Below are 24,972 nucleotides of genomic sequence, written 5' to 3'. Positions count from 1 at the left end.
CCAAAAGCAACTCGTTTAGTTTACCTAATCTGCGAGGGCATCGCAAACGCCATCGAGCAGGCGTACGGCGAGTGTCTGCGCGTCGCTGGCCGTGAAAGTGCCGTTGTAGCGCGTCATGCCCGTGAGCTCAATGCGAATGCGAGCCGGCTTCTGCTGCGCGGCGACATTGGCGGTGCGGATGCGCTGGGCCAGGTTGTGGCACTCGGCGAGGGCAATCGTGGCGCGCGGTGCGGCGTCGGCGGGCAGCTCGTCGCTTGTGATTTCGAGCACCAGGTCAACGTCGGTTGGGACCTCGGAGTCACAGAGCATCATGCCGCTGTTGTCGGTCGTTGCCGTGGCGATATTCCACATGCGCGACGCAACGCTGCGTGCGATGGGGTCCTCGCCGATAACGGCAATCTGGAAGCGCTCGAGCACGTTGGCGGCGCGAGCAAAACCGATGCGGGACTCGGCTTCGGTGACCGAGGGCTTGCCCTCCCACACATGGTGCAGGCGGTTGATGTAGGCGTAGGTGTCCTGGAAGGCCATGCCGTCGGCAAACAGGCCGACATTTTCCTGGAACTGCTGCAGGGCGGCCTCGGTATGCGGACCAAAGTAGCCGTCGTCTTCGCCACAGGCAAAGCCCAAAACGTTGAGAGCGCGCTGCAGGGCCTGCACATCGGCGCCATGGAAATTGGGCATGCGCAGATAGAGGGTGCGGTCGCCCAGCTTATACGAAGCGTCTACAAGGGCGCTCCAACAGGGGATATCGACGGCATGACCGGCAGCAAGGCCGCTGTCGAGCCTGAAGGTGCTGACGGCCTGCTCAGTGGTGGCTCCAAAGTACTTGTCGGTGACTTCGGCGGCATCAATCGTGTAGCCGAGCTGCAGGAGACGAGACTGCACGTCCTCGACGGCTGCTCCTTGCATGCCCGTTGTAATAGGTTCCATGAACGAACCCCTTTCGGCGTACCATTCGTACTATTTGAGCGTCTGTCGGATAGACAACGCAAAGGGATGCATAAACATGCACTCAACAGTGTAGCAAGTTGTGCCTAAATACGCTGCTGACAGATTTTATAACCCCCGTTAGTTAAGGCGCTCCACAAAGAAATCTGCCATGGAGAGGAACAGCTCGCGTGCGTGCGGATCAAGCTCAACGTTCTCGATGGCCGCTTTGGCCTTAGCGGTCAGGTCGAGCGCGTAAGTGTGGGCGTAATCGATGGAGCCGGTCTCCTGGAAGATCTCCACAGCGCGTGCGAGCTGCGCGGGATCATCGGTGCCCGAGGAAAGAATCGCCTCGACCTCGTCGTGGTGGCGCTCATCAGAGAGGGCGTGTACGGCGACAAGCGTGCGCTTGCCCTCGGTGATGTCGGTGCGGAAGTCCTTGTTGGCGGCCTCTTTGGTGCCGATCAAGTTGAGCAGGTCGTCCTGAATCTGAAAGGCGAGGCCTGTGTGTAGGCCAAAGGCGCGCAGCGCTTCGATTTGCTCATCGCTGCCGCCGCCGATAATGGCTCCGGCGGCAAGCGGCGTGGCTCCGCTGTAAAACGCGGTCTTGTGCGTCGCCATGTCCAGGTAGTCATCAACCGAGATATCAAAGCGCCCGTCACGGACCCAACCCAGGTCGAGTGCTTGACCCTCAATGGTGCGGACGATCATCTCGGTAAGCTCGTGGAGCACGCGCAGCTTCACGTCGGACTCCAGCGTGGGGTCGTCGAGAACCGTCTTGGTGACCATGGTGAGCGCCAGGTCGCCACAATTGATGGCAAGGCCCGTGCCCTCGGTAAGGTGCATGCAGGGCTTGCCTCGACGAAGCTGTCCGTTGTCGGCGATGTCGTCGTGGATCAGCGCGCCCGACTGGAAATGCTCGATGGCTGCCGCGGCGCTGCGGGCGCTCTCAAAGCTACCGCCCACTGCGGTTGCGGCGAGCATGCAGATAAGCGGGCGGTGGCGCTTGCCGGCGTTGGCCGTAAAAGCCGAGAGCGGCGCATACAGGTAGCGCTCGATATCGGCAGAGGTCGCCTGTCCGTCAAAGAACGTGGCCAGATAGGCGTTAATCTGGTCAAAGTGCTGGGCTAAAAAGCTGGTAAACGGACTGGACACGGGTTCTCGCATTCTTTCTGAGGTTGCGTTGATGCAATATGCAGACAACATATTGCCACATTAGGGCGTTTGGCGCGGCAGTTTTGGCGATTTAGGACAACGGGCGTGCGTTTGATGGAGCGCGCCTAAATCAGCCTAAAATGCTCGAGCGCCGCAACGACACCGTCGTGATCGACGGTGTCGGTCACGTAATCGGCCTTATCCTTGAGATAGTCCGGTGCATTGCCCATGGCGATACCGACATCGACGGCGTTCATCAGCGAGACGTCATTGCTGGCGTCGCCGATGCCGTATACGGTTCCGTGGTGGGGATCGAGGGCGTCGAGTACAGACTGGATGCCCCCGCGCTTCGTGCATTCGCGGGGCGAGATTTCGGTTACCTCGAGTTCGAGCTCGTTAAAGCACAGCAGCGGCTCAAGTGCCTTATCTTGAGCGATGTGGTTGGCGAGCGATGTAGACATCAAGATCTTGTAGACACTGTAATGTTGCAGCTGCGTGACTGCGTCGCCCAGGGTGCGCGCGTATCCGGGAGCATCGGGCGCATCGGCACTCATGCGCACGACGCCGTTGAGGCCCTCAAAGCGGATGACCTCGCCCGATTGCTCAAGGTAGGGGGCAAGACGCTGCAGCATGCTGGGCGTCATCGACAGATCGCGAATTGCGTGTCCGTTGATCTCGGCGTAACCGCCCGCAAGACAGACGATGCCGGTCCAAGGCAGCTCAAGAAGTTTGGGGTGGATGCAGCTGAGGGTACGTCCCGTGCAGATAAAGGCCATGTTGCCGTTGGCGACAAACTCGCGGATTGCCTGCGAAACCGCCTCGTTGGGATAGGGGGAGAGGTCCCGCTCGTCTTCGGGAAGGTCTTGGGCGAGCCTGGGGTCTTGCCAGGCGAGCGTTCCGTCGATATCGAAGAAGCAAATATCGCCGCGCTTATGGGCTGCGCTGGCGGCAGGGGAGGCCGAGGTGGTGGGCACAAATTCCGGCTCGAGGCCCATGATCTGGTCAAAATGCTCTTTAACGCGGGGAACGGAGATGCCGATGACCACCTGGGCGGTCTTGCCCGTAATGATGAGGCCCTTGGCGCCCACCGCGACAAACGACGCGTTATCTGCAACGATGGAAGGGTCTGCGACCTCGACGCGCAGGCGCGTGGCGCAGTTGGTTGCGCCCACGATATTGCCAACGCCACCTAAAAGCTGAATTACCCGCTCAGCGAGGACGTGATCTTGATCGGATCGACTATTGACCTCGTCATTGGGAGATTGCTCTTTGGCAAAGTCGCTTCCCGTTAAACAATCGATTGCCGCGCGATTGACGACATGATCCTCGCGGCCCGGAGTCTTAAGGTCATAGACCAAGATGAGTGCTCGAAAACTAACAAAAAAGATGAGGCTAAAGGCAAGGCCGATACCGAGCGCCAAAAGATAGGCACCGGCATGCGTGCGCATGAGCGGAATAAAGTTGAAGGCTGCCATCTCCATGAGGCCGCCCGAGAAGATGCCGACGATGCCAAAGAGATTCATGGCTGTGGCAAGGCAAGACGATAAGACGGCGTAGAGCAAAAAGAGCCCGGGGTGGGTGAACATAAAGAGAAACTCGAGTGGCTCGGTAACGCCGCAAACCACCGAGGCGATGATGGCGGGAACAAGGATGACCCTGAGGCCGGCGCGGCGCTCGGGTTTTGCGGTGGAGTAGAACGCAGCTGCGATGGCAGGAAGGCCAAAGAGCTTGACCCAGCCGGTGGCGGTAAAACCGGCCCACGGCGCAAGCTCATTAAGGGGGCGCGTGCTATGGGAGAGGATGGGGAGCAAACTGCTCCACGTGGCGTAGATGCCGTCGTTAATGACCAGGTTGTCGTAGTAGATCGGCATGTAGAGCAGGTGGTGCAGGCCAAAGGGCTCGAGTGCTCGTTCTAAAAAGACAAAGATGCCCACGCCAAAGGGACCGACGCCTGCAAGCGCGTGACGCAGCGTATCGGTTACATCGTATACGTAGGGCACGATGGCGGCCGAGATAGCAGCAAGGGCAAACACGGCAAAAAAGCTGATGAGGTAGACCAGCGAGGAGCCCGAGAAGGTGCCGAGCCAATCGGGAACCTTGGCATCGTAGAAGCGGTCATGGATGGCAACGACGGTTGCCGATACCGCCAGCGGGCCGATAATGCCGGTGTCGAGCGTCTTGATGCCGTCGATGACGGTGATACCGCTGGCGGAGGTCAAAGATGACGGGTACTCAAGTCCAAGGTTGTCTCCGCTCAGCTTAATGATCTCGCTCAAAAAGAAGCAGTAGGCAAAATAGGCGACGAGAGCCTCGAGGCAGCAACGAGCCGGTTGTTTTTGGGCAAGACCGATGGGCAGCGCTACGGCAAAAAGGAGCGGGAGGCGTTTAAAGACCGTCCACGAGCCGCGCTGGATGATAGCCCAGAAAACGTACCAAGGGGTTCCGTATACGGCGAGATCGCCGACGATGTCCGCAGTCGTTGCGAGAGCGGAGACGCCGACCATGAGGCCTGATATAGAAAACAGCATGGCGGGCGCGAACATTGCCCCGCCAAAGCGTTGGATTTTTTGCAGCATGTTCTGCCTTCCGAATATCGAGGCGCGTTGCGCGTGGGGAAACGTTTAAACAATGGATTCATTGTAGAGGACCAGACGATTGTCGTACCGGCAGTTTTGAGCGAAACCGATTTGGGCATGACAGAAACCGTCAACGGCTAAATCCTGTCGCTTCACCGATATTCGGTTTAAACAACTTTAAGAAATGCTATCGTGCCTAGCCGGAAATGAATAATGTAGAGGTGAAACAATGCCAAAAGCGATATACGAAGGAATCTACCGAGAAATACGCTCGCGCATCATTAATGGGACCTATGCGTTTCAGGAGATGCTGCCAACCGAAGCCGAGCTGACCGCGGAATTTGGCTGCACGCGCAATACCGTCCGCCGCGCTTTGAGCATGCTGGCCGACGGGATGTTTGTGCAGCCCATACACGGCAAGGGCGTGCGCGTTATTTGGCTTAAGGGCGAAACCGACATGTTGGGCGCACTCGAAGAGGTTGAGTCGTTTGGCGAGTTTGCAAAGCGCAACAATGCCGTTGCATCGACGGACGTTAAGTCTTTCGAACATCTGGTTTGCACCGAGCAACTCTCTCGTCACCTGGGCTTTAAGGTGGGCGAGGAGTTGATTCGCGTAGTGCGTGTCCGAAGCCTCAACGGCAACGCGCGCCAAGTGGACCATGGCTATTTTTTGGCGTCGATCGCCAAGGGCCTGACTCCCGAGATCGCGGCAGATTCTATTTACGGCTATCTGGAGCACAAGCGCGGTGTCAAAGTGATGGCGAGCCGTCGTACGGTGAGTGTCGAGCTCGCCAACGATGAGGACTGCAGCTATCTTGACCTCGGCAAATACAACTGCGTTGCCGTCATGGAGAGTCAGTCGTACACCTCGGATGGCATCTTGTTTGAGGTGACGCACACTCGCACACACCCCGAGATCTTCCATTACCGCGTCAATTCCAAGCGATAGCCGGCTAGCTCGCAGCCTGACGAGACTCATGGCCTCAAAGAGAAAACGCCCGGTCAAACCGACGGTACATCGGCTTGACCGGGCGTTTTCTCTGCATTAGATAACAAATAATTGTTTATACAAAACTTGTCAAGTATCAAGTTGAAATTACCGTTCACCGAAGTTTTTCTACCGCTCTAGTAATACTTGTTCAAACAACTAGCCAAATAGCGTATCGTTCAAATCAGCAAAAGGGGCAAAGTCCCCGAGCCAATCTCCGAAGGCGGCGGCAAAGGGTGCCGCCACGGTGTGAAAGGGTGGATTGTAATGAAGAACGAAATGAGCAGAAGGCAGTTCCTGGGCTTTGCTGGTTCCGCGGCTGCAGTTCTTGGTCTGGGCCTCGTGGGTTGCGGTGGTTCTGCCGGCTCCGGCTCCTCTGCTTCTGGTGACGCTGCCGAGGTCTACTTCCTCCAATTCAAGCCCGAGGTCGACAAGGAGTGGAAGGAGATCGCCAAGGCCTATAAGAAGGAGAAGGGCGTCGAGGTCAAGATCGTGACCGCCGCTTCCAACACCTACGAGGAGAAGCTTAAGTCCGAGATGTCCAAGAGCTCCGCTCCGACCCTGTTCCAGGTCAACGGCCCCACCGGTCTTAAGAACTGGAAGGATTACTGCGCCGACCTGTCCGATACCAAGCTCCGCGGTGAGCTCATTGACGACTCCCTGGCTCTGCAGTCCGACGGCAAGGATCTGGGTATCGACTGGGTCCAGGAGAGCTTCGGCATCATCTACAACAAGCAGCTGCTCGAGAAGGCTGGCTACAAGGCCGAGGACATCAACTCCTTCGACAAGCTGAAGGCTTGTGCCGATGACATCCAGGCCCGCAAGGACGAGCTTGGTGTCGAGGGTGCCTTCACTTCCGCCGGCATGGACGACTCCTCCAGCTGGCGCTACACCACCCACCTTGCCAACGTGCCGCTCTACTACGAGTTTGAGAAGGAGCACAACCAGGAGGACGACGAGATCAAGGGTGAGTTCCTCGACAACTACAAGCAGATCTTCGACCTGTACATCACCGACTCCACCTGCGATCCTTCGCAGCTTGCTTCCAAGACCGGCGACGACGCCACCAACGAGTTCGCAACCGGCAAGGCCGTCTTCTACCAGAACGGCTCTTGGGCCTACTCTGACCTCGTCAAGGCCGGCATGACCGACGATCAGATTGGCATGATGCCCATCTACATCGGTGTTGACGGCGAGGAGAACCAGGGCCTGTGCTCCGGCGGCGAGAACTATTGGTGCGTCAGTTCCCAGGCTTCCGAGGATGCCCAGAAGGCCACCGAGGACTTCATGTATTGGTGCGTCACCGCTGACACCCCGACCAGCATCATCGCCGACAAGATGGGTCTGACCGCTCCGTTCAAGAGCGCCAAGGAGACCACCAACGTCTTCTCGCAGCAGGCCGTTGCCATGGCCAAGGACGGCAAGAAGACCGTCGCTTGGGACTTCGTCTACATTCCCTCCGAGGAGTGGAAGAAGAACCTCAAGCAGGCTCTGATTGCCTACGCTGCCGATAACAGCAAGTGGGACGGCGTCAAGAACGCCTTCGTCGATGGCTGGAAGACCGAGAAGGCTGCTTCCGAGTAAGCAGTTGCTGCCCAAGCTATCTGATTAGCGACAGGGGGCGGGCAGACGTAGGTTTGCCCGCCCCCTGCATATTGAAAGGACCCTTTTATGGGCAAAGCACTTAAGCGCTGGTGGCCGCTCTTTATGCTGCCCACGTGCCTGGCGTTTATGATCGGGTTCGTGATTCCCTTTATCCAGGGCTTCTATCTCTCGTTCTGCCAGTTTATTACCATTAACAACGCGCACTTTGTCGGTATCGAGAACTACGTGCGCGCATTGTCCGATTCGCAGTTTACCACGTCGTTCTTCTTTACGGTGGCGTTTGCCTTCCTGTCGACGGTGCTCATCAACGTGATTGCCCTCGCCATCGCGCAGGCGCTCACCCGCAAGGCGCTCAAGGGCACTAACATCTTCCGTACGATCTTCTTTATGCCGAACCTGATCGGCGGCATCGTGCTGGGCTACATCTGGCAGATCTTGATCAACTGCCTGCTCTCCAACATCGGCGCCCAGCTCATCGCCCTTAACTCTGCTGCTGGCTTCTGGGGCCTTATCATCCTGACCCTGTGGCAGCAGGTCGGCTACATGATGATCATCTACATCGCTGGTCTGCAGTCCATTCCGTCCGACTACATCGAGGCCGCCAAGGTCGACGGTGCCACGGCATGGCAGACGTTTTGGAAGGTTAAGGTCCCTAACCTGATGCCGACCATCACCATCTGCCTGTTCCTGTCCATCACCAACGGCTTTAAGCTGTTCGACCAGAACCTCGCCCTTACCGGCGGCGCCCCCGCGCACTCCACCGAGATGCTCGCCCTGAACATCTACAACACGTTCTATTCGCGTGCCGGTATTGCATGGCAGGGCATCGGTCAGGCCAAGGCGGTTATCTTCTGCATCCTGGTTGTTGCTATTTCCATGATCCAGCTTAAGGCCACGAGGTCCAAGGAGGTGCAGCAGTAATGAAACGCGATAAGGTTATCAACCGCGCGCTCTCGATTTTCTTTACGATCCTGTCGCTCGCGTGGATCTACCCCGTGTTCATGATTGCGCTTAATTCTTTTAAGAAAGCGACCGCAATCAGCACCACCACGGCATTCGATCTGCTCACGCCCGAGACGTTCAACGGCCTCGCAAACTACATGCACGCCCTTAACGAGCAGGGCTTTGCCTCGGCATTTATGTACTCGCTCATCATCACGGTCACGTCGGTCGTGCTGATCTTGGTGTGCTGCTCCATGTGCGCTTGGTACGTGGTTCGTGTCAACAACAAGATCTCGAACTTCTTCTATTACCTGTTCGTGTTCTCGATGGTCGTGCCGTTCCAGATGCTCATGTTCACGCTGTCCAATTTGGCGGACCGCATCGGCTTTAACACGCCGTTCAACATCTGCTTTATCTATCTGGGCTTTGGCGCGGGCCTGGCGGTCTTTATGTTCGCCGGTTTTGTAAAGAACATCCCGCTCGAGATCGAGGAGGCGGCCATGATTGATGGCTGCAACCCGGTCCAGGTGTTCTTTAAGATCGTCCTTCCCATCATGAAGCCCACCTATCTTTCGGTCGGCATCCTCGAGACCATGTGGGTCTGGAACGACTATCTGCTGCCCTACCTTACGCTCGACTCCACCAAGTACAAGACCATTCCTATCTTGATTCAGTACTTCCGCGGCGGCTACGGCCACGTCGAGCTCGGCCCCATGATGGCCTGCATCATGATGGTCGTTATCCCCATCGTTATCATGTACATCCTCTGTCAGAAGTACATCATCGACGGCGTGGTGGCAGGTGCCGTCAAGGGCTAATGCCGTAACTGTTTTGCAAGTTTCTGCGGCGCCCCTCAGCGCGGCGCCGCATATCGAAAGGTAGAGACATGGCCGAGATTGTTCTCAAACATGTTCAGAAGGTGTATCCCAACAACGAGTCAAAAAAGAAAGGCTTCTTTGGCAAAAAGAAGAAGACCGAGGAGAAGAAGCACAACCTCAAGGTTACCGAGGACGGTGTGCTCGCTGTAGAGGACTTCAACCTCACCGTTCACGACCAGGAGTTCGTCGTCCTCGTTGGCCCCTCTGGCTGCGGTAAGTCCACGACGATGCGCATGGTCGCCGGCCTGGAGGACATTACCTCGGGCGATGTGCTCATCGACGGCAAGCGTGTCAACGACGTGGCGCCCAAGGACCGCGACATCGCCATGGTGTTCCAGAGCTACGCTCTGTACCCCAATATGACGGTGTACGAGAACATGGCATTTACGCTCGAGCTCAAGAAGGTTCCCAAGGACGAGATCGACCGCAAGGTTCGCTCTGCTGCCGAGATTCTGGGCATTACCGAGTACCTCGACCGTAAGCCCAAGGCGCTCTCCGGCGGCCAGCGCCAGCGTGTCGCTATCGGCCGCGCCATCGTGCGTGACCCCAAGGTCTTCCTGATGGACGAGCCGCTGTCCAACCTGGACGCCAAGCTTCGTAACCAGATGCGTGCCGAGCTCATTAAGCTGCGCCACGAGATCAAGGGCACGTTCATTTATGTTACTCACGACCAGACCGAGGCCATGACCCTTGGCGACCGTATCGTGGTCATGAAGGACGGCGTCGTCCAGCAGATCGCCACGCCGCAGGAGGTCTTCAACCATCCCGCGAACATCTTCGTCGCCGGCTTCATCGGCGTGCCGCAGATGAACTTCTTCGATGCCCAGCTGGTGCGCTCGGGCAACGGCTTTACCGTCAAGACCGAGGATATGAACGTGGCACTCGCCCCCGAGACTTGCGCTCAACTTGCCCTCAACTGGGACGGCGGCGACGTGAAGGAGATTACGGCCGGCGTGCGTCCCGAGCAGATCCTGCTTGCCGACAAGGGCGAGGAGGGCGCGCTCCAGGGTACCGTCGAGGTGACCGAGCTCATGGGCTCGACCGAGCATGTCCACGTGACCGCTCCCGACGGCCAGTTTGTCCTGATTATCCCCGTCGTCGACCTCGAGGCCAAGGGCGCGCTCAAGGCTGGCGACACCATCTGGTTCAAGTTTGAGAAGAACGCGACCCACCTCTTCGATAAGGTCTCTGGCAAGAACCTAATCTAGGCCCGGTGCATCCAGGCCCTCCCTTTGGGCGACTGCGGTATTGCCATCCTTTTGCCGCGGTCACATATAAGGCTCCCCTCCCGTCCACTGGGCGAGAGGGGAGCCTTTCTTTGTGTTGGGGCTGTCTGACCGGTCGTTTGTCTCGATCTGTAACGGGTGAGGCTGATTTCGGACGTTAGATGTTACAGATCGAGACGGTTCCGCTGAGCTAACCATTTCATCTAAATCTGTAACACCAAAGGTGAATTTCAGCTGCTAGATGTTACAGATCGAGATAAACCCAAGGGGAGGGGCCGGTATGTCTCAATCTGTAACAGCTGGGACCGTTTTTACCGAGTAGTTGTTACAGATCGAGATTGTTTGGCCGAGTTGGGTCACAGGATAACGTGCGGGCACAAAAAACGGAGCCGTGTTGCCACGACTCCGTTTCTCAAGAGGATGGGTAAGGGAAGTGAAATTAGTTCAGGTGCCAGATCTCGTCGTTGTACTGGGAGATGGTGCGGTCGGACGAGAAGGTGCCGGCGTTGGCGATATTGATGAGCGCCTTGCGCATCCAGGCGTCCTGGTCCTCGTAGTCGGCCAGCACGCGCTCCTTGGTCTGGATGTACTCCTCAATGTCGAGCAGGGCCATAAACCAGTCCTTGCCCTTAATGTCATCGTGCAGGCGCTGCAGGCGCTCGGCATTGCCGGTCGCCATAAAGGCCGGGTTGGTGATGAAGTCCACCAGCAGTTTAATGCCGGGCTTGCGGTAGAGCACACCGGCGTCATAGGTGCCGTCGGCATAGAGCTGCTCGACCTGTTTGGACGAGGCGCCAAAGGTGTAGATGTTCTCGTCGCCCACGAGCTCGGCAATCTCCACGTTGGCACCGTCGAGCGTGCACAGGGTTAGGGCGCCGTTGAGCATGAACTTCATGTTGGAGGTGCCGCTCGCCTCCTTGGAGGCCAGGCTGATCTGCTCGGAGATGTCAGCGGCGGGGATCACGCGCTCGGCGGCGGTGACGTTGTAGTTCTCGATCATGACAACCTGCAGGTAGGGAGCCACGTCGGGGTCGTTTGCAATCCACTGCGACAGCGTCAAGATCAGATGGATGATGTCCTGCGCGATAGTGTAGGCAGGCGCCGCCTTGCCGCCAAAGATGATGGTGACGGGGTGCTTAGGTCTGTTGCCGTTCTTGATATCGAGGTACTTCCAGATGATGTAGAGCGCGAGCATCTGCTGGCGCTTGTACTCGTGGATGCGCTTGACCTGGACGTCGATGATGGCGTTGGAGGGAATGGTCACGCCCTGCTCGAGCGCCATGAACTGGCGCATGATGGCCTTGGCCTCGACCTTGGTGGCGGCCAGGCGCTCAAGAACGTCCTTGTCGTCGGCGAACTTGGCGAGTTTGCTCAGATCGCCGGTGCTGCGCCAGTCGGTGCCGATCACATCGTCGAGCAGGCTGGCGAGCGCGGGGTTGGCCCCATGGATCCAGCGGCGGAAGGTGATGCCGTTGGTCTTGTTGGAGAACTTCTCGGGATAGATTTCGTAGAACGGATGAAGCTCGGTGTCCTCCAGGATCTTGGTGTGGAGGGCGGCTACGCCGTTGATGGAGAAGCCAAAGTGGATGTCCATGTGGGCCATGTGGACGGTATCGTGTTTGTCGATGATGTCGACGCGCGGGTCATCGTGCTCGGCCTTCGCGATCTCATCGAGCTTGACGATAATGTCGGCGATGGCAGGGGAGACCTTCTGTAGGCTGGCGAGCGGCCACTTCTCGAGCGCCTCGGCAAGAATCGTGTGGTTAGTGTAGGCGACCATGGAGCGTACGATGGTCACGGCCTCGTCAAACTCGATGCCATGCTCGGTGGTGAGCAAGCGAATGAGCTCGGGAATGACCATGGTGGGGTGCGTGTCGTTGATCTGGACAACGGCGTAATCGGCCAGATCGTGCAGGTTGCTGCCGCGCTCGACGGCCTCGTCGATCAGGAGCTGGGCGGCGTTGCTCACCATGAAGTACTCCTGATAGATGCGAAGTAGGCGGCCCTGCTCGTCGGAATCGTCGGGGTAGAGGAACAAGGTGAGGTTCTTGGCGATCTCGGTCTTGTCGAAGTCGATGGAACTGCCGGGGACCAGGCCGTCGTCGACGCTCGCCAGGTCGAACAGGCGCAGGCGGTTCTTGGTGGACTGGCCGTAACCGGGCACATCGATGTTGACGAGCTTGGAGGTAACGGCAAAATCGCCGAACTCGACGGTGTAGGAGTGGTCATCGTCGACTAGGATGTCCTGCTCACCGAGCCACTCGTCGGGGACGGCCTTCTGCTGGTTGTCGACAAAGCGCTGACGGAACAGACCGTAGTGATAGTTGAGGCCCACGCCATCGCCGGTCAAGCCCAGCGTGGCGATGGAATCCAGGAAGCATGCGGCCAAGCGGCCCAGGCCGCCGTTGCCGAGTGACGGCTCGACCTCGAATTCCTCGATCTTGTTGAGGTCGTGACCTGCGGCGGTGAGCTGGTCCTTAACCTCGTCGTAGATGCCGAGGTCGATCATGTTGTTGATGAGCAGCTTGCCGATCAAAAATTCGGCGGAAATGTAATAGAGCTTTTTCTTGCCGTTGTTGAGCGGGCAGGCGGCGGAGCGCTCCTGCACGAGTTTGACCAGCAGCTTGTAAATGCGACGGTCGTCGAGCTGCTCGAGCGAGGTGCCAAAAGACTGCTCGGCGAGTTCCATGAGGTTAATTTGGGGCATGTTTTCTCCTGTGATGGGTTGTTTCATGTCTGCAATTCATAAGAAGCCCGCGCGAGGGGATTGGGGTGGCCTCACGCGGGAAAAGCAAGCGCGTCCGCACGGTGGGGAGGGGTCGGGCGCGGTAGCTCCTATTGAGGAAGCTCGATTTCGGCTTCCGACGGGATGCGGAAGTAGGTCTCGGTCCAGTCGGTGAGTTTGTGCTCGAGCTCGCGGGTGATGGCGCCGTCGAGCATGCGCCAGGTCCAGTTGCCGCCCAGCGTGGCAGGGGTGTTGATGCGCGCCTCGTTGCCCAAGTTGAGCAGGTCCTGCATGGTGTAGATGCACGTGTCGCTCACGCTGGCGGCGATGGTGCGGTTGAGTGCATCTGCCATGGGTTCGCCGGCCTGCTGATGGGTGTACAGGGCTGCCTGCTCGCGCTGACGGGGGGTGGCCGTTCCCTCAAACCAACCGCGCGCCGTCTCGTTGTCGTGGGTGCCCACATAGGCGACGGTGTTGGCGATGTAGTTATGCGGCAGGTAGTACGAGTTGGTGCCCTCAAAGGCAAACTGCAGGATCTTCATGCCGGGGAAGCCCGAGTTGTCGCGCATGTCGATGACGCCGGGGGTGAGGAAGCCCAGGTCCTCGGCGATGATGGGCAGCGTGCCGAGCTTTTCCTCGAGCGTCTTGAAGAACTTGAGGCCGGGACCCTGCGTCCACGAACCGTAGGACGAATCGGGCGAGGAGAACGGCACCTCCCAATAGGCCTCGAAGCCGCGGAAGTGATCCAGGCGGATGACGTCGTACATGTCGAGGGCGGCGCGAATGCGGCCCTCCCACCAGGAGAAGCCGTCGGACTCCATGGCGTCCCAGTCGTAGATGGGGTTGCCCCAGTACTGGCCGGTGGCCGAGAACTGGTCGGGCGGCGTGCCGGCGACGCTCACGGGATTGCCGGCGGCGTCGATCTTAAAGAGCTCAGGCGTCGCCCACATCTCGACGGAGTCACGCGAGACATAGATGGGCAGGTCGCCGATGATGAGAATGTCGCGCTCGTTGGCATAGGCCTTGAGGCGGCTCCACTGGCGATCGAAGAAGTACTGCGTCATCTGGTGGTAGAGCATACGCGCCGGATGGTCGGCGCAGACCTTGGCGGAAGCCTCACCGCGGGTGCGGAGCTCCGCGGGCCACTCCCAAAACGCCTTGAGACCGCACTCCTCTTTGACGGTCATGAACTCACAGTAGGGGATGAGCCAGTCCTCGTTGGCCTGGATAAAGTCATCGAAATCGGCCGGCTTGTCGGCAGCAAAGCGCTCGGCGGCGCGGTCGAGAATCTGACGGCGGCCGCCAAAGATAGCACCGTAGTCGACATTGCTGGGGTCAGATCCCAGATACACGCCGTCGATATCGCGCTGCTCCAGATACCCTGCCTCGATAAGCTCGGCAAAGTCGATAAAGCTGGGGTTGCCTGCGCGGGCCGAGAACGACTGATAGGGCGAATCGCCATAGCTGGTCGTCGTAAGGGGCAGAATCTGCCAGTAATGTTGTTTGCACGAGGCGAGAAAATCGACGAAGTCGTAGGCATTCCAGCCAAAGCCGCCGATTCCGTATGGTCCGGGCAGAGATGAGACGGGCATGAGGACGCCGCTTGCACGCTCCATGAATGCGCTCACCAACCTTCTTGTTGTGGGGTCGGCCTGCCGATGGGTGTGCAGTCCGCCTCCGATGTTCTGATTCGATACGCTTATTGTAAAACATGTTGTTTAAACATGTACAGGCAAGATAAAAAAGTTGGTCGATTTTCGGCGAATGGTTACATGCCATGAAAAAGCCCCGACCTCACAACGTGAGATCGGGGCAAGAGCGGTATGTAGGTTTTTGCTACTCGGCGTCGGCGAAGCCGTTGGGGTTGTGGCTCTGCCAGTTCCAGCTATCGCGGCACATGTCCGCGATGTCGTATTGGGCCTTCCAGCCCATCATGCGCTCGGCCTTGGAGGCATCGCACCAGTTGGCAGCGATGTCGCCGGCGCGGCGCTCGCGGATCACGTAGGGCAGCTCCTTGCCACAAGCCTTGGAGAAGGCGGCGACGACCTCGAGTACCGAGGTGCCGGTGCCGGTGCCCAAGTTAAAGATCTCGACGCCGGTCTTGCCGTTCATCCAGTTAAGGGCGGCAACGTGACCAGAGGCCAGATCGCACACGTGGATGTAGTCGCGCACGCCGGTGCCGTCGGGGGTGGGGTAGTCGTTGCCAAAGACCTGAACGGCCTCGAGCTTGCCCACGGCGACCTGGGCGACATAGGGCACCAAGTTGTTGGGGATGCCCTTGGGGTCCTCGCCGATCAGGCCCGACGGATGAGCGCCAATGGGGTTGAAGTAACGGAGCAGCACGACGTCCCACTCGGGGTCGGCGGTGTGGACGTCCATAAGGATCTGCTCGATCATCCACTTGGTCCAACCATAGGGGTTGGTCGCGGGCTTCTTAGGATCCTCCTCGGTGACGGGCGGGTTGTTCGGGTCGCCGTAGACGGTCGAGGAGCTCGAGAAGATGATGGACTTGCAGCCATGGCTGCGCATGACGTCGATGAGCACCAGGGTGTTCTCGATGTTGTTGTGGTAGTACTCGACGGGCTTGCTCACCGACTCGCCGACGGCCTTAAAACCGGCGAAGTGGATGACGCGGTCGATCTGATGGGTATCGAAGATCTTGTTCATTGCATCGCGGTCGAGCACGTTGGCCTCGTAGAAGGTGAGGTTCTTGGCGGCCTCGTCGCCCACGATGGTCTTGACGCGGTCGACGGCGACGGCGCTGGAGTTGGAGAGATCATCGACGATGACGACCTGGTAGCCACCCTCGAGCAGCTGAACGACGGTGTGCGAGCCGATAAAGCCGGCGCCACCGGTAACGAGGACGCAGGTGTCTTTGGGGTCGAGTGCTTTGGACATGTAGTCTCCTATCGAATCAGGAACACTTCTTCAGGGGAGTATAGCGCAGGCAGGGACGCCCAAATCGTGCGCTGTAGGAAAAGCAGAGGATTGTGCTAACGTACTCATAGAAGAGCTTGCGTACGCATAACCTGATCTTTGACATTTGCTTACGAGCCGCTGACCTTGTAGTTTCCTGCCGTTCGTGGAAATCGTTGGGACGCGCCATATGTACGCTAATATGTATGAGTTGAGCGACATATAAATAAGCATGTAACGGAGTACATATGTCACCAAACAGCGATTCTATCCTTTCCCAGGAGCTCTCGCGCCGCACTGCCCTCAAGGCCCTGTTCGGCGCCGCTTCTGCGGCAGTTCTTTTTGGCCTGCCCGCTCGCGCCCATGCGGCGGAGGCTTCCAAAGAAACCACCGATAAACTGAATGCCGCCCAGGCCCAGCTCGACGAGGTTCAGGCCCAGCTCGACAGCATCGCAAATGAGTATGCGGCGCTGGCCAACAAGAATGCCCAGACCCTCAACGACATCGAGAATGTCCAGGGCAAGATTGACGACACGCAGGCCCAGATCGATGAAAAGAAGGCCGAGCTCAAGAAGAAGCGCAACGACCTTTCCGATCGCGTGGCCGCCAGCTACAAGTCCGGCGGCACGAACATCCTGTCGCTGCTGCTGGCCTCTGGCTCGTTTGAGGAACTCGTCGCCAACGCGCATTACGTTGAGAAGATCAACAAGAGCGACCGCGACGCCATCGAGGACATTCAGACCATCCAGGAAGAGCTCGATGCGCAAAAGACCGAGCTCGAGTCGCAGAAGGCCGACTTAGAGAAGCTCAAGGACCAGCAGACTGCCCAGATGCAGGACATGCAGGCCAAGCAGCAAGAAGTCCAGACCGTGCTGAACGGTCTTTCCGACGACGTCAAGGAGCTCATGGCTCAGCGCGATTCCGAGATCCTCGCTGCCGCCCAGGCTGAGGAGGCCGCTAGGAAGGCTGCCGCTGCCGCGGCTGCCGCGAACAAGAACAATTCCTACTCGGGTGGTTCGAGCTCGGGTGGTGGATCGTACGCGCCCGGAACTCCGCAGCAGAATGCCGGCTCGGGCAAGCAGCAGGCTGTCGTCAACGCGTGCTACTCCACGCCTTCGCCGGGTCAGAACTGGTGCGCGGCGTGGGTCACCAATGTCTTCCGTAACGCCGGCGTTGGCTACTTTGGCGGCAATGCGTGCGACATGTTTAACGCATGGTGCTATAGCTCCGACCGCTCGGCGCTGCAGGTGGGCATGATCGTGGCCGATTCCTCGCACAGCGGCACGGGTGCTCCGGGCCTTATCTACGGTCATGTGGGTATCTACGTTGGCGGCGGCATCGTTATGAGCAACGAGGGTGCCATTACGTCTAAGTCGCTTGATTCGTTTATTAGCTTCTATGGCACTGGCTCTGGCGTGCGTTGGGGCTGGCTCGGCGGCGTGGCGCTGTCGTAAAGCCGACGGGGCCGCGTGCCCGCCCGCAATATATTTGATTGCCTGCTCGGGCAGTCCTGCGCAAGACGAAGGCCACATTAAGTGGCCTTCTTTGCGTGCGGAACTCGCGATCAATCAAATATATTGCGGGCGGGCACGCGGCCCTCTTGGGTTCGGGGCGCGGCACACCGGACTGGTTGTCTGAATTAAAGAAAGTGAAGGCCCCTTTCGGGGCCTTCTTTTTATAAAAATTCGCCTACTCGGTGGACTTCGGGTTCTAGGTCTACGTCGAACTGCTCTTTGACTTTGGCTTGGATGTCGCGGATGAGTTCGTCGACGTCGGCGGCGGTGGCGTGGTCGGCGTTGACGATGAAGCCGCAGTGCTTCTCGCTCACCTGCGCGCCGCCAACGGCGTGTCCGCGCAGTCCGGCATCCATGATGAGCTTGCCGGCAAAGTGGCCCTCGGGGCGCTTGAAGGTGGAGCCGGCACTCGGCATGTCGAGCGGCTGCTTGTCCTCGCGGCGCTGGCGGTAGTCGTCCATGTCGGCCTTGATCATCGCGGCGTTGCCCGGGGCGAGATTGAAAGTGGCCGAAAGCACGATAAAGCCGTCGTCGGCGATGCGGCTCTTGCGATAGCCCAGGTTGAGTTCGTCGGCATCGAATTCGATGATGTTGCCGCTGCCGCGGGTGCCGTCGTCGAGCTGGCGAGCGGGTTTGTAGACGCGCACGGACTCTAGCACATCGGCCATGCAGGCACCGTAGGCACCGGCGTTCATGTAGCAGGCGCCGCCGACCGATCCGGGGATGCCCGAGATGGGCTCCATGCCGGTGAGGCCGGCCTCGGCTGCCGCCGCGGCGACATCGGAAAGCAAGGCGCCGGCTGCCGCCGTGACGTGCGTGCCGTCGACCGTAATGTCGGAGAGGCCTTCGCCCAGCGCCACGACGACGCCGCGGATGCCCTTGTCGCCGACAAGCAGGTCGGAGCCGTTGCCCACGATGGTAAGCGGCAGGTCGCAGCGATAGCAGGTATCGAGCGTGGCGACGAGGCCCTGCTCGGTATCGGGCGTGACAAAGACGTCGGCCGGGCCGCCGATCTTAAACGTGGTGTGCTCGCGCATGGGCTCGCTCATCAACACGTTGTCCTCGCCGGCAACGCCAGCGAGCGCGCACAGCAGGTCCTCGTTAAAAAAGTCGTTCTCGTGCATATGAATATCCGCCTTTTGGTGGTCGTCGTCATCAATCGATTGCAATATACCCCACCCGGACGGATTTGGTGCGCTGACGGCGATAAAACAGCCGTCTACCGGATTGGTAAAGTGTTTATCACCGAGGTAGAGGGGTAGTCGCTATACTTTCAAGAGATTGCGCGTAAACCCGGAAGGAGCGAGATGGCCAACAAAGTCACCCTCAAGCAGATCGCCCAGGAGGTGGGGCTTTCCCCCTCGTCGGTCTCGCTTGTGCTCAATAATCGGCCCTGTCGCATCTCGGAAGAAAACCGCAAACTCATCAAGGAGGTCGCGGCGCGCAACCACTATGTTCCTAACCAGATTGCGCGTAGTTTGGTCATGCGCGAGTCGCGCACGCTGGGCCTTATCGTCCCTAACATCGAGAGCCGCTTTTTTGCCTCGCTCGCCGGTAGCCTGGAAAAGCGCTGCCGCGAGGATGGCTATGCACTCTTCATTACCAGCTCGGGTGGAAGCGCCGATGACGATCTGGAGCTGCTGCGCCAGCTGGTGACGCGCGGCGTTGATGGCGTCTTCCTGGTCGTGGGCGACGAGTTCTCCGACGACCGCGCCCTGCGCGAAGAAGTCAGCCACCTGCCCATCCCGGCCGTAATGGTCGACCGTGCCATTGAGGGGCTCGAGTGCGACAAGGTGATGTTCGACCACGAGATGGGTGGCTACATGGCCACTCGCTATCTGATCGAGCAGGGCCACCGTCGCATTGCCTGCTTGGTTAACGCGCGCCGTTCCAATACGGGGCGTAAGCGACTTGCCGGCTATGAGCGCGCGCTGCGCGAGGTTGGCTTGCCTATCGACGCGCGTTTGGAGTTTGAGAGCGAGTACTACATTCCGAGTGCCTACGAGGCCTCGGAGGCGGTGCTCGCGACCGACGCCACCGCCGTATTTGCAAGCTCGGACAACATTGCCCTTGGTCTGCTCAAGCGCTTACACGAGATGGGGAAGAGCATTCCGGGCGACATTTCGGTGGTGAGTTACGACAACTCGGCCGCCGACGTTCTCTTTGAGCCGGCGCTGACCGCGATTGAGCAGGATCCTGGTATCCTCGCGGAGCATGCTTTTGGCTGCATGTCCAAGCGCCTTGCCGGTAGGGGCGGTAGACGTGCCGAAGAAGTCGTTCTGGAGCCGGCGCTTATCGTGAAGGGCAGCGTGCTCGATCTTACCGAATGTAGCTAAGCGTACTTGTTTGTTTGCATAGATTGCATGCGGAGTGTCCGCTATTTGCCGGCGGGGCCGGGGTGCCTGCCTTGTTTTGAGAAGTTCGCGGAGCCCACTTCTCAAAACAAGGCAGGCACCCCGGCCCTCGTCCGTGAACTCTTCCGCTGGGCGAGCTATAGACGCCGCGCACCGATAGGGTAAGGCGGCGGCTTGAAATTGGTGCTATATTCAGGTTGAGTTGTTTAATGCTAGTACGGGAGGCTGATATGGGGCTGTTCAAGAAGAAAAACCCGCAGGATGCCTTTGATCCCGATGTGTTTACCATCACGGATACGATTTTGGACCCGCCGCGGTTTACGTTTTTGCCGGCTATCTACCAGGATGCCACGCATCGCAAATGGGCCGTACATCAGCGCGGCGGCGAGCCGAAGATTTTTGACTATGCGGACGTGTTGCAGTGCGAAGTGGCCGAGGCGGGCGATCCGGAGGCCGAAGAAGCGGTCTCTAAACAGGAATTTGCCCAGCGTATCCTGGCAAATCCTGCCAAGGCAGCAAAAATAAATGCTGCCAAGCGTAATATGTGTCTTGGTATGGGCGTTGTTGTGGCGGTTCAGACGGGAAAAGACGAGGTTTCCAAATTAGAGATTCCCGTTATGACCGACGAAGTCAAACGCGATTCAAGTCTATATAAGTCGTATCGGAATGTCGCCGAGAAGATCAAGGCAGAATTTGATGCCATGGGAGGGCTGGCCTAATTTTGGCGGCATACGTTTCTGAATGAGGAGTCTGTGCAATGGCAGGCGAATCTTATGCAATTCCCCCCAAAGATCATGCTGTTGAGGGAATTCTTTGGTATATCCAGCACCATCAGCTTGCCGGCGGCGATCGCCTGCCGGCCGAGCGCGTGCTGTGCGAAGAGATTGGCGTTTCGCGTACGGCGTTGCGTGCCGGTATCACGCGGCTTATCTCGTGTGGAACGCTCGAGAGCCGTCGCGGATCGGGCACGTATGTGTGTCCTCCCAAGCCGCTGAACATCTTCCAGGAAACGTATAACTTTTCCGATGCTGTGCGGACTGCCGGCCTGCACCCCTCTTCTCGTCTGGTTTCCACCGGGACCATCGAGGCGGATGAGGCGCTTGCCGACAAGCTTGGGGTGGCTGTAGGCGCTCCCTTGCTCCGCATGCAGCGCGTTCGACTTATTGAGGGCGAGCCGGCGTCAATCGAGACCGCTCACGTTAACCTGTCCCTGTGCCCATCGCTTCCCGAGCACGATTTTGAGTGTGAGAGCCTTTACGATGTCTTGCTCAAAGAAGGTGGCGTGCGCGTTGAGCATGGACGTGAGCATATCTCCATCTCGCGTTTGAACTTCGAAGAGGCCGAGCTGCTCCAGCAAGAAGAGGGAACGCCGGTGTTCTATGAGAGCTCGATCGAATTTGATAAGGACATGCGTTTTGTGGAGCATTGCAAATCGGTGATTTTGCCCACAAAGTTCCGCTTTGCCGATAACGGCGAAGAGAACGGCATGAGGAGCGTGGCAGGTGAACAATGGCTGAAACAGTAGATGCCACCCCGGTTTATATGCGCATTCGACGCTGCATCGAGGAACGTATCGAGCGCGGTGCATATCCCACGGGTTCCATGATTCCGTCCGAAAAAGACCTCGCCGAGGAATTTGGTACGACACGCTTGACCATCCGAAGCGCTGTCGATGAGCTGGTTCGACGCGGGCAGATTCGCCGTGTTCGGGGAAAAGGTGCCTTTGTGGCGCAGAAAGTACCTGCTTTTTTTGAACGCACGGTCGGTTTCCGTGAATCGGTCCGTGCTTCGGGCGGCGAGCCGTCCGTCCGTATTCTCGCGCGTTCCAAGCGTTATGCGGGGCCATATTACGCCGACCTGTTTGGCATCGCCGAGGACGACCTGCTCTATTCCGTTCGACGCCTGAACTGCATAAACGGTAGCCCCGTATCGATTGAGACGGCGCTGATTCCCTGCCTGCTGTTCCCAACCATCGAAGATATTGACGTGTCGGTCTTCAGTTTGTACGAGACCTATGAGATGCTGGGCCGAAAGCCAGTCATGGCACAGGAAAAGCTCGATATCGAGGCACTGGGCGCACGAGATGCCGGCCTCCTTGGACTGGAACAGGGCGATCTTGTTTTGCTTTTGGAATGCGTGAGCTATGACGCGAGCGGTCAGGCTATCGAGTATGTAAAGTCCTTCAATCGTGGCGATACGGGCGGCTACACCTATACGTACTAGCTGGGGCTTTGCATCGCGCGCGGTAACAGCCGGTCTGTTTGGGCAATTTGACCGACTGTATATACAACCTTACATGGCTCAAAATCGACCGTTCGCCGAAGGGGATAAATTAATCGACAAAGAGGTATCAAAAAGCCGTAACCTATAACTGTGATTGGTATCAAATACTAATGATTTGTAACGAGGTGAGACGATGAAGATGCTCGATTACGTTCAGCTTGCCCATGTGCGTATGGGGGAGAACCTCGAGCGTTCGTCTGAGCTGGTAGCGCAGCTCGTTGATATTTTCCAGTCCGGTTCTTTTGACGCACTGCGCATCGTTGCTTCGGGTTCGTCGCGCCATGCTGCGGATTGCACCCGCGATTTCCTGCAAGATACGCTGCAGATGCAGGTGTCCGTTGTGACGCCCGAGGCCTTCGTCGATTTTGAACACACCTATCCACAGCATGCGCTCAACATTGCCGTTTCGCAGAGTGGCTATTCGACCAATACGATCGCGGCTCTTGATTACATGCGCGCACACGATATGGCTGCAGTTGCGCTCACGGCAAACGTCGAGGCACCCATCAAGGAACACGCCGACATCGTTCTTGACTACGGTGTGGGTGTCGAGTCGGTGGACTTTGTGACTCTGGGCGTCGAGGTTCTCGTTGAGTACCTGGTGCTCTTTGGTATTTACGGCGGTCAGGCGCGCGGAACGATTGACGCCAAGGGCGTTGCTCAGCGTCTTGATGGCCTGCGCGAGGCTATCCAGGCTAATGCCGTGATGTGCAAGACCGCCGAGGCATATCTCCAAGACCACATGCTCGAGCTTTCTGAGCACACGCCCGCTATGGTCGTCGGCAACGGCCCCAACTACGGTGTTGCCGAGGAGGCGGCGCTCAAACTGAGCGAGACCATCAAGATTCCTGCCATGCATCACGAAGGCGAGGAGTTCGTCCACGGTCCCGAGATGCAGATTGTTCCGGGCTACCTGGTGTTTATTGTCGACGATCCGCAGGGGTCGGAGCGTCTTGCGAATATCGCCGATGCGCTATCGAACGTTACGGCAAAAACGGTGCTGCTCACGGCCCATCCCAAGGGTAGGGCTCACGAGGTTGTGGTGCCTCAGGTGGCTCCGCTGCTCAGTGCAATTCCCAATCTCGTGTTCTTCCAGACGATTGCGGCAATAATCGCCGAGCGTCTGAAGTCATGGGACGTTCACCCGTATCTCGATGCTGTCTCCAAGCAAATGGAGGTCAAGGCGGAGGGCTACGAAGAGTCAGTCAATGCGCTTAAGGCCAAAGCGGCCGAGTGTTACGGAATGTAAGCGGGTTTTGATGCCCGTTGGCATGGGGGATGTGGAAACAACCCCAGAAAGGAGAGACAAATGAAGGAAACCGAGAAGATCGAGATCATGCATTTCGACCAGGAGGGCTATCTCGAGGACGGCAAGGCGCTCTACGAGACCGGCAAGAAGATGACCGCGCTCGCCGACAAGGTTGCCGACGAGGGCTACGACGCCGTGTTCCTGATGGGCGTCGGCGGCACCTGGGACGAGCTCATGCAGCTCGAGTACCTCATGAACAAGTTCGGCGACCGCGACCTCGAGGTCTACCTGATCCACGCCGCCGAGTGGAACGTCATGGGCCACAAGCGCATGACCGAGAAGTCCGTCGTGCTCACCGCCTCCGAGTCCGGCACCACCCCCGAGGTCCTCGAGGCCGTCAAGAAGATGAAGGAAAAGGGCATTCGCGTCTACGCCATGACCAAGCCCGAGGGCCCCATCGGCCAGGCTGTCGGCGCCGAGAACTGCGTCGCCATGGCTTCTGACCATGGTTCGGGCGGCTGTGAGAAGGGCTACTACCTCGCCGACTGCTTCGGCCTGCGCCTGCTCAACCGCCGCGGCTGCTTCCCCAAGTTTGACCTGTTTATCGAGCAGACCAAGGACATCTGGAAGGACATGCTCGATATCCGCAAGCGCTTCGAGCCGCGCGCCGAGGAGCTCGCCAAGAAGTACGCCCTGGCCCCCTACACCATGTTCATCGGCTCCGGCGCCCTGTGGGGCGAGACCATCCTGTTCTCGATGTGCATCCTGGAGGAGATGCAGTGGAAGCGCACCCGCTACATCACCTCGGCCGACTTCTTCCACGGCACCCTCGAGCTCGTGGAGCCCGGCGTCCCGGTCTTCCTGTTCATGGGCGAGGACGAGAACCGCAAGCTCGACGAGCGCGTCCGCGCCTTCCTGACCCGCGGCGTGACCGGCGACACCGACATCAACATCATCGACACCGCCGAGTTCGCGATCCCCGGCCTTGACGACGAGTTCCGCGTCATCGTGTCTCCGTGGATTCTGACGGTGCTCGTTACCGACCGCCTGGCTCGCTACTACGAGACGGTCACCAAGCACAACCTCAAGTATCGTCGCTACTATCACCAGTTCGACTACTAAAGAAAACGGGTGCGGGAACGTGCCGGGCTATTGAGAGGAACACAGAATGAGACAGTACATCATCGCCAGCCATGCGCACTTCGCTACCGGCATCAAGGAGAGCGTCGAGCTGCTCTCGGGCGCTCGCGACAACGTCCACGATCTTTCGATGTTCGTCGATGGCCGCATGGACGTGGCCGAGGAGGCCCAAAAACTGCTGGCAGGCATGTCTGCTGACGATGATGTCGTTGTCTGCACCGACCTCTTTGGCGGCAGCGTCAACAACGAGTTTACCAAGATCGTCCAGACGCGTCCCCGCACGTACCTCGTTACCAACATGAACCTTCCTCTCCTCATCCAGTTGCTGTTCTCTGACGAGTCGGCGCCGGTTGAGGAGACGATTCGCGCCATCGTCGCTGCGGACGATACGCGCGTGAAGTTTGTCAACGATCTTTTGGTCGATGACGACGAGGAAGAAGAGTTCTAATCCGCAGCACCTACTGACACGCCGTAAGACGGCACAAGACCTTTGG

Annotated in this window: 20 protein-coding genes; 13 read left to right on the top strand and 7 right to left on the bottom strand. The window is 58.4% G+C overall.

From position 1 onward, the window contains the following. Positions 1-24: 24 nt before the first annotated feature. From LCQ44_RS02475 to LCQ44_RS02465, 3 genes are all read right to left on the bottom strand, one after another. Positions 25-930 carry a peptidoglycan-binding domain-containing protein gene (locus tag LCQ44_RS02475; RefSeq protein WP_198019936.1) on the bottom strand — a complete coding sequence of 302 codons (906 nt, stop codon included), beginning with the start codon at positions 928-930 and terminating at the stop codon, positions 25-27. A gap of 138 nt (positions 931-1,068) precedes the next feature. Then, the gene (locus LCQ44_RS02470) at positions 1,069-2,082 is read right to left on the bottom strand and encodes a polyprenyl synthetase family protein (protein ID WP_225093987.1); all 1,014 of its coding nucleotides are present in this window, start codon (positions 2,080-2,082) and stop codon (positions 1,069-1,071) included. Positions 2,083-2,207: 125 nt separating this feature from the next. After that, positions 2,208-4,658: a PTS transporter subunit EIIC gene (locus LCQ44_RS02465; protein WP_225093986.1), complete on the bottom strand. Its 2,451-nt coding sequence runs from the start codon at positions 4,656-4,658 to the stop codon at positions 2,208-2,210. A 229-nt stretch (positions 4,659-4,887) separates the two neighbouring features. Here LCQ44_RS02465 and LCQ44_RS02460 point away from each other — a divergent pair, with 229 nt between their 5' ends. The 5 genes from LCQ44_RS02460 to LCQ44_RS02440 all read left to right on the top strand — a co-directional run bounded on the left by LCQ44_RS02460 (position 4,888) and on the right by LCQ44_RS02440 (position 10,279). Then, a complete protein-coding gene (locus tag LCQ44_RS02460; protein ID WP_055285612.1) occupies positions 4,888-5,607 on the top strand; it encodes a GntR family transcriptional regulator in 720 nt (239 codons plus the stop codon). A 306-nt stretch (positions 5,608-5,913) separates the two neighbouring features. Further along, positions 5,914-7,230, top strand: coding sequence for an ABC transporter substrate-binding protein (locus LCQ44_RS02455; RefSeq protein ID WP_225093985.1), 1,317 nt, complete (start codon positions 5,914-5,916; stop codon positions 7,228-7,230). 87 nt (positions 7,231-7,317) lie between these two features. After that, positions 7,318-8,172, top strand: a complete 855-nt coding sequence (locus LCQ44_RS02450; protein WP_225093984.1) for a carbohydrate ABC transporter permease — start codon at positions 7,318-7,320, stop codon at positions 8,170-8,172. Further along, positions 8,172-9,011 (top strand): carbohydrate ABC transporter permease, encoded by an 840-nt coding sequence (locus tag LCQ44_RS02445; RefSeq protein ID WP_022095055.1) that lies wholly within the window; start codon positions 8,172-8,174, stop codon positions 9,009-9,011. The genes LCQ44_RS02450 and LCQ44_RS02445 overlap by 1 nt, the downstream gene beginning before the upstream one ends. 68 nt (positions 9,012-9,079) lie before the next feature. Then, positions 9,080-10,279, top strand: a complete 1,200-nt coding sequence (locus LCQ44_RS02440; protein ID WP_035137764.1) for an ABC transporter ATP-binding protein — start codon at positions 9,080-9,082, stop codon at positions 10,277-10,279. Between the two features lie 457 nt (positions 10,280-10,736). On the opposite strand, the gene glgP is transcribed toward LCQ44_RS02440, so the two are convergent. The 3 genes from glgP to galE all read right to left on the bottom strand — a co-directional run bounded on the left by glgP (position 10,737) and on the right by galE (position 15,920). Next, entirely contained in the window at positions 10,737-13,004 is a 2,268-nt protein-coding gene (gene glgP, locus LCQ44_RS02435) for a glycogen/starch/alpha-glucan family phosphorylase (RefSeq protein ID WP_225093983.1), read from the bottom strand. A gap of 128 nt (positions 13,005-13,132) precedes the next feature. Continuing rightward, positions 13,133-14,638: a 4-alpha-glucanotransferase gene (gene malQ, locus LCQ44_RS02430; protein WP_225093982.1), complete on the bottom strand. Its 1,506-nt coding sequence runs from the start codon at positions 14,636-14,638 to the stop codon at positions 13,133-13,135. Positions 14,639-14,858: 220 nt separating this feature from the next. Continuing rightward, positions 14,859-15,920, bottom strand: coding sequence for a UDP-glucose 4-epimerase GalE (gene galE / locus LCQ44_RS02425; protein ID WP_138113445.1), 1,062 nt, complete (start codon positions 15,918-15,920; stop codon positions 14,859-14,861). Positions 15,921-16,186: 266 nt separating this feature from the next. On the opposite strand from galE, the gene LCQ44_RS02420 reads away from it, so the two are divergent. Next, entirely contained in the window at positions 16,187-17,392 is a 1,206-nt protein-coding gene (locus tag LCQ44_RS02420) for a coiled-coil domain-containing protein (RefSeq protein WP_138113443.1), read from the top strand. Positions 17,393-17,613: 221 nt separating this feature from the next. Here LCQ44_RS02420 and murB read toward each other — a convergent pair whose 3' ends face one another. After that, positions 17,614-18,576: a UDP-N-acetylmuramate dehydrogenase gene (gene murB, locus LCQ44_RS02415; RefSeq protein WP_138113441.1), complete on the bottom strand. Its 963-nt coding sequence runs from the start codon at positions 18,574-18,576 to the stop codon at positions 17,614-17,616. Positions 18,577-18,759: 183 nt separating this feature from the next. On the opposite strand from murB, the gene LCQ44_RS02410 reads away from it, so the two are divergent. The 7 genes from LCQ44_RS02410 (at position 18,760) to LCQ44_RS02380 (ending at position 24,926) form a co-directional block, all read left to right on the top strand. After that, positions 18,760-19,788 carry a LacI family DNA-binding transcriptional regulator gene (locus LCQ44_RS02410; protein ID WP_055310491.1) on the top strand — a complete coding sequence of 343 codons (1,029 nt, stop codon included), beginning with the start codon at positions 18,760-18,762 and terminating at the stop codon, positions 19,786-19,788. Positions 19,789-20,036: 248 nt separating this feature from the next. After that, positions 20,037-20,525: a hypothetical protein gene (locus tag LCQ44_RS02405; protein WP_138113439.1), complete on the top strand. Its 489-nt coding sequence runs from the start codon at positions 20,037-20,039 to the stop codon at positions 20,523-20,525. Positions 20,526-20,563: 38 nt separating this feature from the next. Then, a complete protein-coding gene (locus LCQ44_RS02400; protein ID WP_138113437.1) occupies positions 20,564-21,331 on the top strand; it encodes a GntR family transcriptional regulator in 768 nt (255 codons plus the stop codon). Continuing rightward, the gene (locus LCQ44_RS02395) at positions 21,316-22,029 is read left to right on the top strand and encodes a GntR family transcriptional regulator (protein WP_035137743.1); all 714 of its coding nucleotides are present in this window, start codon (positions 21,316-21,318) and stop codon (positions 22,027-22,029) included. Before LCQ44_RS02400 ends, LCQ44_RS02395 begins: the two co-directional genes overlap by 16 nt. Positions 22,030-22,222: 193 nt before the next feature. Beyond that, positions 22,223-23,338 (top strand): SIS domain-containing protein, encoded by a 1,116-nt coding sequence (locus tag LCQ44_RS02390; protein ID WP_225093981.1) that lies wholly within the window; start codon positions 22,223-22,225, stop codon positions 23,336-23,338. 60 nt (positions 23,339-23,398) lie between these two features. Continuing rightward, positions 23,399-24,460 carry an SIS domain-containing protein gene (locus LCQ44_RS02385; protein ID WP_138113433.1) on the top strand — a complete coding sequence of 354 codons (1,062 nt, stop codon included), beginning with the start codon at positions 23,399-23,401 and terminating at the stop codon, positions 24,458-24,460. A 46-nt stretch (positions 24,461-24,506) separates the two neighbouring features. Continuing rightward, the gene (locus tag LCQ44_RS02380; protein WP_035137739.1) at positions 24,507-24,926 is read left to right on the top strand and encodes a PTS sugar transporter subunit IIA; all 420 of its coding nucleotides are present in this window, start codon (positions 24,507-24,509) and stop codon (positions 24,924-24,926) included. Positions 24,927-24,972 lie beyond the last annotated feature (46 nt).

This window comes from Collinsella aerofaciens (assembly GCF_020181355.1).
In the GTDB taxonomy this organism is placed as follows: domain Bacteria; phylum Actinomycetota; class Coriobacteriia; order Coriobacteriales; family Coriobacteriaceae; genus Collinsella.
This window is presented reverse-complemented; position numbering and strand designations above follow the sequence as displayed.

Excerpts from the sequence above, each read along its gene's own strand:
- LCQ44_RS02475 (WP_198019936.1), bottom strand. The coding sequence starts at position 930 with ATGGAACCTATTACAACGGGCATGCAAGGAGCAGCCGTCGAGGACGTG.
- LCQ44_RS02465 (WP_225093986.1), bottom strand. The coding sequence starts at position 4,658 with ATGCTGCAAAAAATCCAACGCTTTGGCGGGGCAATGTTCGCGCCCGCC.
- LCQ44_RS02460 (WP_055285612.1), top strand. The coding sequence starts at position 4,888 with ATGCCAAAAGCGATATACGAAGGAATCTACCGAGAAATACGCTCGCGC.
- LCQ44_RS02455 (WP_225093985.1), top strand. The coding sequence starts at position 5,914 with ATGAAGAACGAAATGAGCAGAAGGCAGTTCCTGGGCTTTGCTGGTTCC.
- LCQ44_RS02450 (WP_225093984.1), top strand. The coding sequence starts at position 7,318 with ATGGGCAAAGCACTTAAGCGCTGGTGGCCGCTCTTTATGCTGCCCACG.
- LCQ44_RS02445 (WP_022095055.1), top strand. The coding sequence starts at position 8,172 with ATGAAACGCGATAAGGTTATCAACCGCGCGCTCTCGATTTTCTTTACG.
- LCQ44_RS02440 (WP_035137764.1), top strand. The coding sequence starts at position 9,080 with ATGGCCGAGATTGTTCTCAAACATGTTCAGAAGGTGTATCCCAACAAC.
- glgP (WP_225093983.1), bottom strand. The coding sequence starts at position 13,004 with ATGCCCCAAATTAACCTCATGGAACTCGCCGAGCAGTCTTTTGGCACC.
- malQ (WP_225093982.1), bottom strand. The coding sequence starts at position 14,638 with ATGGAGCGTGCAAGCGGCGTCCTCATGCCCGTCTCATCTCTGCCCGGA.
- galE (WP_138113445.1), bottom strand. The coding sequence starts at position 15,920 with ATGTCCAAAGCACTCGACCCCAAAGACACCTGCGTCCTCGTTACCGGT.
- LCQ44_RS02420 (WP_138113443.1), top strand. The coding sequence starts at position 16,187 with ATGTCACCAAACAGCGATTCTATCCTTTCCCAGGAGCTCTCGCGCCGC.
- murB (WP_138113441.1), bottom strand. The coding sequence starts at position 18,576 with ATGCACGAGAACGACTTTTTTAACGAGGACCTGCTGTGCGCGCTCGCT.
- LCQ44_RS02410 (WP_055310491.1), top strand. The coding sequence starts at position 18,760 with ATGGCCAACAAAGTCACCCTCAAGCAGATCGCCCAGGAGGTGGGGCTT.
- LCQ44_RS02405 (WP_138113439.1), top strand. The coding sequence starts at position 20,037 with ATGGGGCTGTTCAAGAAGAAAAACCCGCAGGATGCCTTTGATCCCGAT.
- LCQ44_RS02400 (WP_138113437.1), top strand. The coding sequence starts at position 20,564 with ATGGCAGGCGAATCTTATGCAATTCCCCCCAAAGATCATGCTGTTGAG.
- LCQ44_RS02395 (WP_035137743.1), top strand. The coding sequence starts at position 21,316 with ATGGCTGAAACAGTAGATGCCACCCCGGTTTATATGCGCATTCGACGC.
- LCQ44_RS02390 (WP_225093981.1), top strand. The coding sequence starts at position 22,223 with ATGAAGATGCTCGATTACGTTCAGCTTGCCCATGTGCGTATGGGGGAG.
- LCQ44_RS02385 (WP_138113433.1), top strand. The coding sequence starts at position 23,399 with ATGAAGGAAACCGAGAAGATCGAGATCATGCATTTCGACCAGGAGGGC.
- LCQ44_RS02380 (WP_035137739.1), top strand. The coding sequence starts at position 24,507 with ATGAGACAGTACATCATCGCCAGCCATGCGCACTTCGCTACCGGCATC.